The sequence below is a fragment of the Rhizobacter sp. P3_B12 genome (assembly GCF_056402895.1).
Genome location: NZ_JBFUGN010000239.1, coordinates 1 through 7,353 on the forward strand (window position 1 = coordinate 1; position 7,353 = coordinate 7,353).

At 66.3% G+C, this 7,353-nt stretch carries 3 protein-coding genes; 2 read left to right on the forward strand and 1 reads right to left on the reverse strand.

Annotated features, from left to right (window positions below):
* Positions 1 to 5,086 (reverse strand): Ig-like domain-containing protein (locus tag AC1D01_RS14605; RefSeq protein ID WP_477867380.1); only part of this gene is annotated, 5,086 nt, incomplete at its 3' end.
* Between the two features lie 197 nt (positions 5,087 to 5,283).
* Between AC1D01_RS14605 and AC1D01_RS14610 the strand changes: the two genes are divergently transcribed.
* Entirely contained in the window at positions 5,284 to 5,721 is a 438-nt protein-coding gene (locus AC1D01_RS14610; RefSeq protein ID WP_477867382.1) for a hypothetical protein, read from the forward strand.
* 313 nt (positions 5,722 to 6,034) lie between these two features.
* On the forward strand, positions 6,035 to 7,195 hold the full coding sequence (locus AC1D01_RS14615; RefSeq protein WP_477867384.1) for an IS30 family transposase: 1,161 nt from the start codon (positions 6,035 to 6,037) through the stop codon (positions 7,193 to 7,195).
* Positions 7,196 to 7,353: the final 158 nt, after the last annotated feature.

Consider the following 7,353-nt stretch of genomic DNA (forward strand, 5'->3'; position numbering starts at 1 on the left):
GGGTCAGCCCATGCCAGCCCGGCGCGCGCACGCCCGCACCGGGCTCGGAAACCACGCTCAAGCCATCGGCGGACACAGTGGCCGTGCCGTTGATCACCAGCATGCCGGTGGTGTGGTCAAAGCTCAGCACCGCCAGTTGAGCGCCGGGCGACGCGCTGAACACGTTCGGGAAGCTGATCTCCACCGGCTCGGTGAAGGTGGCCACGCCGGGCGCCTGGATGGTGATGTCGAAGGTGTGCTGCAACACGCCTTCGGGCAACATGTCTTTGACGAGCTCCGGCGGCACGGTGGACACGCCGAGCTTCGTATTGCTGACCGGCTTGCCATCGAAGCCAATGCCGCGCCCCGGATTGATCTTGAGCGTGAGCGCCTGGCGCTGCTGGTCGGTGAGCTGCGGCGCGGCGCGCGGGTCATCAACCCGTATCACGGTCGGCTCGGTGTCGCTGACTTCTTGCAGCACGCTCAGTGGCACGCGCGGCAGATAGATCTCGCGCCGGGTGGTGTTGGCAAGGCGTTCCTCGACTGCGCCCATGCTGCCCATCATGGTGTTGGTGACACCGGCCTGGATCGCGGCATCCATCACCATTTCGGGGAAGAACACGCCGGCCGGTGCATTCGTCGCGGTGCGCCCATCGACCACCAGCTTCAGGTCGCCGGCCGGTACCTCGTTGAACTCGAACTCGCCGTTGGCGTCGGTGAAGATCACGCGATCTTCCTGGCCGAGGATGAACACCATCGCATGGGCGATCGGCAGCAAGAACACGTCGTCGGCGGTGTGGATCACGCCGTCGGGCCCGCGGCGAATGTCGTCAAAGCTCATCGGCTTCAAGTCGGGGCCCGGGTCCAGCACCTTGCCGATGATGCGCGTGCCGGCCACGGCGCTGCGGCTCACGGTAGTGAAGCTGACGCGTTGCACGCCGGCGGCCTCACCATTGTTGTCGGCGTCCAGCAAGGCGCCATCGGCGGCGGCGCGTATCAGCCCACCGTCCAGGTGCACGGTGATGCGCGAGCCACCGGGCAGCGGGCTTGCAAAGAACATCCAGACAAAGGTGCCATCAACGGCGGGCACGAGCGTGCTGGCCAGCTTGCTGCCATCCGGCGCGGTGGCAAACAGGCTGTCGGCCGTCAAGGTGGCGGGGTTGACGGCGCGCGAGAACTGGATGAAGGGCCGCTGCGTCACGCCCACATTGATGCTGCCATCGGTGGGCGAAAAGCCGCTGAGCATGAAGAGCGGCAGCGCAGCCACATTGACATGCAGCGTGGTCGAGCCCGCGTTGCCGGCGCTGTCGCGCGCGGTGACGCTGAGCGTGTGGCTRCCGATTGTCAATGTGCTGAAGTCCAGCGCGCTGTCAAAGCTGCCGCTTTCGTCAAAAGGCAGCTGGCGGATGATGTCGCCATCGAACTGGTAAGAAAGCTGCGCGAGCACGCCGCCGTGCACGCTGGCGTTGCCGGCCAAGCGGCTGCTGGCTTGCAAGCTGTCGCCTTCGGCCAGGCTGGTGAGGCTGACCTGGGGAGCCAGGGTCACGAGCGTGAAGGCGCGCGTCAGCGCTGCAGACTGGTTGCCGGCGGCGTCGCTTGCGCTGAGGGCCACGCTGTGCGAGCCATCGGCCGAGCCGTCGGTGGCAAACGTGGTGGTGAAGCGGAACTTGCCTTGCGCATCAACGGCCAGGTCTTGCGCTGTGCCGCCGTCAACGCGGATTTGCACGCCGGCCACACCGGACAGATTGTCCAGCACTTGGCCGGTGATGACGAGGTTGGTGTTGGTGGAGTCCGGTGTCGCGTCGAGCACGATTTGCGGTGGCTGCGTGTCGCGTGTCAAGGCAAATCTCGCCAGCACCGCCTGGGCCACTTGCGTTCCGATCAGCTTGCCGGCGTCGTTGTCAAGAATCGTGTGGATGCCGCCATAGATGCGGCTCAAGCCCGCCTCGTCGGCGGCCTCGCTGAAGCTCGTGAAGCTGCGCGTCACGCCCGGCAAGGTCGAGGCGGTGGTGGCAAACGCGGTGTTGTCGCCAAAGCTGGCGGCCAGCACGCCGGCCGCCGCGGCGCTGAAGGTCGAGTGGCCCGACACATAGCTCGGGTGCGCGGGCGTGATCAAGAGCGGCGTCCAGTTGGCATCTTGCACGGTCGCCGGGTTGCCGTCTTGGTCGGCGTTCTGGATGGCCGTGATGGGTCGCCAGAAGTTGTAGTGGTACTTGGTGTCCCAGGCGGCGATAGCGGCATCGGCCAGGGCCACGTTGAGCTGCGCCATCAAGCGCGCGTTGGCGCTCAGCGACTGGCCTTTGGCGGCTGCCACTTGCACAGCAATCTGGTCCCAGTGACCGGGCGGTGTGAAGCTGCCGCCGCCATCGGCCCAGAACTGGGCTTGCTGGGTTTGGTCCGCGCTGCGGGTGATGCTGTTGTCACGGCCCAGGCTTTGCACTTGATTGATGGCCTCGGCATAGGCAGCCGAGTCGAGCGCGGGCGGTGGCGCGGCGCGAAACTGCGCCGCGCTTTCCAGCGCGAACGGCGTCACGCGCGGCCATTGCGGCTCTTCGGCCACCAGAAAAAACGGGCCGGTGGCGCGCCACTGGCCCGGCGCCGTTCCATCGTCTTCAGCGGCAAATTCAAGATTGCCATCATCAGCGCGCAGCGCCAATATCGCTTGTGCGATGCTCTCGCCCAGCGCCACACCGGCACTCTTGGCAGCGCCGTCGGGCCGTGCGGCCAGGCTCGCGGCAAGCGCCGCATCGAACTTGGTGCGCTGGCCCGGGTACTGGCTGAACAGCACGCGGTAGGCGGCCTGTGCGGCCGCGGCTTGAGCGTCGGTTGGGTCGCTGGCGCTGCGCTGCACCAGATAGGCCGGCGTGCCCTGGATGGCGGCCAGGCTGTCATGCACGGCAATGCTGAGCATGGCGAGCGTGCGCGTGGCGACTTGCGGGTGCGTCACGTCGAGCTGCACGGCCTTGAGCGCGGTCGTGATCCAGTCCAGCACCGCGTCGCCTTGCGTGGGTTGCACGCGCGTCAGGGTACGCGTGACGCTTTGGCTGTTGCCGGCGGCGTCGCTCACATCCAAGGTAATGAAATTGTCGCCCAGCGCCAACGCCACGCCGGGCAGCATGAAGTTGCCGTTGGCACTGGCGCTGCTGATGAGGCCTTGCGCTGCCAGGCGGATGGTCGCACCCGTTTCGGCCGTGCCTTGCAAGACGACGATGGCCGAGGCGGTCTGCGCGGTGTTGCCGTTGAACGCATCGACCGTCGAGACGGCGAAGCTGGCGCCGCCGGGCGCTTGGCGGTCCAGGGTGAAGACAATGTTCAGCGGCGCGCTGGCATTGCCCGCCGCGTCTTTGGCGATCAGGCGCACGGTGTGGGCACCATCGGCCAAGCTGCCGCCGGCCAGCGTGTCCAGCACGGCGCGCGACAAGGTGAAGCGGCCATCAGGCTCAAGCAGGGCGGCGAGGTCGGTGAAGCTTGGAATCGGCCCGGGGTCCAGGGACACGAGCAACTGCGTCACACGAACATCGTCGGTGGCGCGGCCGGCAATGCTCGCGTCGCGCGTCACGCCGTCATCGGCCAAGAGCCCGGTGTCGGTTTGCAGTGCGGCTTCCAAAGTGGGCGCGGTGGTGTCGCCGTCGCCAGCAGGCTCCAGCAGCAGATGCAGGCTGGCCACGGTGAGGTTGCCGGCGGCGTCGGCCAGGGTCAGATCGAAGGTGTTGTCGCCCAGGGCCAGCGTGATGCCTGCGAGGCTGAAGCTGCCGTCGGCCGCGGCCGTGGCGGTGGACAACACAGTCGGGTCGCCGCTGTGGCGAAGCTTCAGTGTGGTGCCGGCCTGCGTGGCGCCCGCCAGGGTCACGGGGTTGGCGCTGGTTTTGTTGTCGCCGGGCGTGCCGGTGTCGCTGGCAGCATCCAGCCCAAAGCTCCGCAGCACCGGCGGCAGCCGGTCGGGCGGCACATGGCTGAACTGCGGCAAGGTGGCGGGGTCGAGATCGCGCCCGCCCACGCGCACGCTGGCCGGAAAGGCCGGTGCGACGATGCTCGTGCTGCCCAAGAGCTGCCCGCCGGCAATGAACTCCAGCATGGCTTGCGCGGCCGTGCCGATCTGGATGTCGTTGCCGTCGTTCAGCACGCCGTCGACCGGATCGACGCTTGCGATCAGGCTCGTGTCCACCACATCGCCGCCGATGCGCACGCGCGCCAAGCTGCCGGCATGGAAGTGGTCGGCATTCGCGCCGCTGCCGCCCAAGGCCGCGTCGTCGCCCAGATCGGCGCCGACGAGCACGCGCAGGCTGCGCGCCGCGCCATCAATCTTGAGCATTTGCAAGGCCGCAACGGCCAGGCTGCCGGCGGCCTCGCCTTGCGTTGTGAACATCACCACCGGGCCGCTGATGTTGGCGCGCCAGGCCGGCGCGCTGCTACCAGCGCTGATGCTGTTGGCGCGCCCGTGCACGCTCCACAAGCCGCCGCTGAGGGCGCCGCCGATTTGCACGCTGTTCAAGGTGAACAGACTAGGCAAGCCGGGCATGCCGGTGAGCAACAGATCCGCGCCCATGTCGCCCTTGGTGACGAGGCTGGCGAGGCTCGCCGCTTTGAGCACACTCACGCCGGCCGCGCTGCCTGACCATTGCTTGACGTCCACATTCACATTGGCGGTCGGTGCGAGCAACTGCACGTCGGCCAGTTCCGCGGCCTTGAAGCTGAAAGTGCTGCCCGCGGCGACCGAGACCAGCGCCTGGCTGAGTTGGCCCAAGGTCAGGCTGACGACACTGGACGCGAAGACTGCCGTGCCGCTCAAGTCGGCATTGGCCAAGCTCAGCGCGCCCACCGCGCTGTTGGCGCTGATGCCCACCAGCGCGAGCTGGGTGCCCCCGGTGTTGACGAGCGACACATTGCTGGCCGCACTGGTGTTGACGAGTTCCAGCACGAAGCCGCTGCCCTGAGGCAAGAGCTGACCCTTGCCCGGGCCGCTGATCACCACGCTGGGCGCGGCCGGCGGAGCCGGGTCTTGCGCCATGTGCGGCGCCGGGTTGGCGCCGGCCGGCTTGGGCTTGGAGTTCGCAGCGCTTGCGGCGCGGGATGAGTTGGCAAGGCGGGAGCGGGTGGGGGCGGTCATGGGGTCTCTCCGGTCGTCGGTTGGGGCAAGCAAGCCCTTGAGCGAGTCATCGCTGTGTCATTAGCTAGAACGCAATCCGCCCCGCTTTCCCGACACCGGAAATAAATAAAACGAAGCCGGGAGCAGCGCTCCTGGCATCGAACCGCCATTCGGCGACCAATGAAGAACCGAATTTGTAAGCGGTTCTAGAAAGCTGCTTGTCGGCCCCGGAGCGAGACCAGCAGTGCGCTCGCTTCGCGCGTGCTGGGCGCTTCTTCGCCGCCGGCTTCTTGCAGTTGCGCGAGCGCGCTCTGCAGGGTCTGGGCGGCTGCAACGCCATCGCCTTGGGCACGCTGCACCTACGCTTGCGCCAGCAGCGCTTCACCGAGCCAGGCGCTGGCGGGCAGGTCTTTGGCGACACAGCGCGCCGAACTGACGGCCTGGCCCGCATGCTCGCTGGCCGCCGCGATGTCGCCGAGCTGCAGATCGACGCGCTCCAGGGCGATGCCGCCTTCGAGGCTCCGCCCGTCCGCCCGCAGATGACTCGATCACCGGCGCAAGACCCGCAGTTGCCTGAGCAATCCTCCTCAACAATGGGGATGGCCACTCGCTCGGGCAACGCCAGACTCACTACACGCGTTGCCATGGCGTGGTGATATTCGAGGACGGTGAGCGGATGTCCCGGCCTGCCGTCGAGCCAGCCAGTCGATGGGTGTCGAGTCAGGCTCTCCGCATCGCGGACGTCGAGTCTCAAAGCGTCCGCCTTCCGGAGGGCGTGGTCCTGACGGTTATCTCGGTGAGGATCTCCGCCGCTGCGAAGCGTCAATCCACCCCTCGACGGTGATCGCTACACAAGCGTCTGTATTCAGTCTCAGGCAGTCGGAGACTCCCAAATGACGACTATGCAGGGCGGATTCAACCGGTCGACGCAACACACTATGGGCCGCTCAGGCCGAAGGAGTGTTGGACATGAGACAGCGACCGCGGATCTACTACTCGGATAGCCAGAAGGCGCTGATGTGGGAGCGTTGGAGAGCAGGTTGGACCTTGCACGAGATCGGGAAGCTCTTCGACCGAGGCCACTCCTCGATTCACCGGATCATTGCTGAGACTGGCGGTATTCGCCCACCGGATCGCRGCCGCTCACGGCGTGCACTGACTTTGGCGGAGCGGGAAGAGATCTCGCTGGGACTGACCGTCGGTCAATCCATGCGTTCAATCGCTGAGCGTCTCGGAAGAGCGCCGTCGACCATCAGCCGGGAGATCGGTCGCAACGGCGGCCAGGACGGTTATCGGGCGACCCTGGCGGACCAAGCGGCACGGGAACGCGCTCTTCGGCCGAAGCTCTGCAAACTGGCCAAGAATCGGGCGCTGGCTGGCATCGAGGCGGACATGCTCCGGATGCTGTGGTCGCCAGAGCAAATCGCAGGCTGGCTCCAGCATACTTATCCGAACGACCAGAGCCTCCACGTGTCACACGAGACGATCTACCGCAGCCTGTTCATTCAAGCTCGCGGCGCCTTGAAGAAGGAGTTGCTGGAGCATCTGCGGCGCACGCGCGGGATGCGTCGCTCGCGCTCCTACACGCAGAAGACCGCGATCCATGGCCAGATTGTCGACGCGGTGTCGATCAGCGAGCGGCCCGCGTCAGTCGAAGATCGGGCAGTGCCTGGCCATTGGGAAGGAGACCTGGTCTTCGGCGGCGGCAACAGCAAGATCGCGACGCTGGTCGAGCGCCAGACGCGATACGTGATGCTGGTGAAGCTGGACGGCAAGGACTCGCAGACGGTGGTCAATGCACTCATCAAGCATGCCCGCAAGCTGCCGCAGGAACTCTACAAATCGCTCACTTGGGACCGAGGCACGGAGATGCATGGGCACAAGCGATTCACCATGGCCACCGACATCAAGGTCTACTTCTGTGCCCCGCAAAGCCCTTGGCAACGGGGCAGCAACGAGAACACCAATGGGCTTCTCAGACAGTACCTGCCAAAGGGCATCGACATCTCGGCCTACTCACAGCTGCAGCTCAACTCGATCGCCAGACAATTGAACGAGAGGCCGCGCAAGACGCTCGGCTTCCAAACGCCCGCTGAGCGATTCAGCGAATGTGTTGCGATGACCAGTTGAATCCGCCAGCGGTTGCGGTCGGTCGCTTCAAGCTATCGACCGGCCGCTTGCTGCCTCAATGCGGACGGTGCAGCGCTCTGGAGGTAGCCGAACGATGGGCCAAAGGACGCGGCACCCACGGAGGCTCGTCAACGCGCCGTGCCGCCAGCGGATCGGGT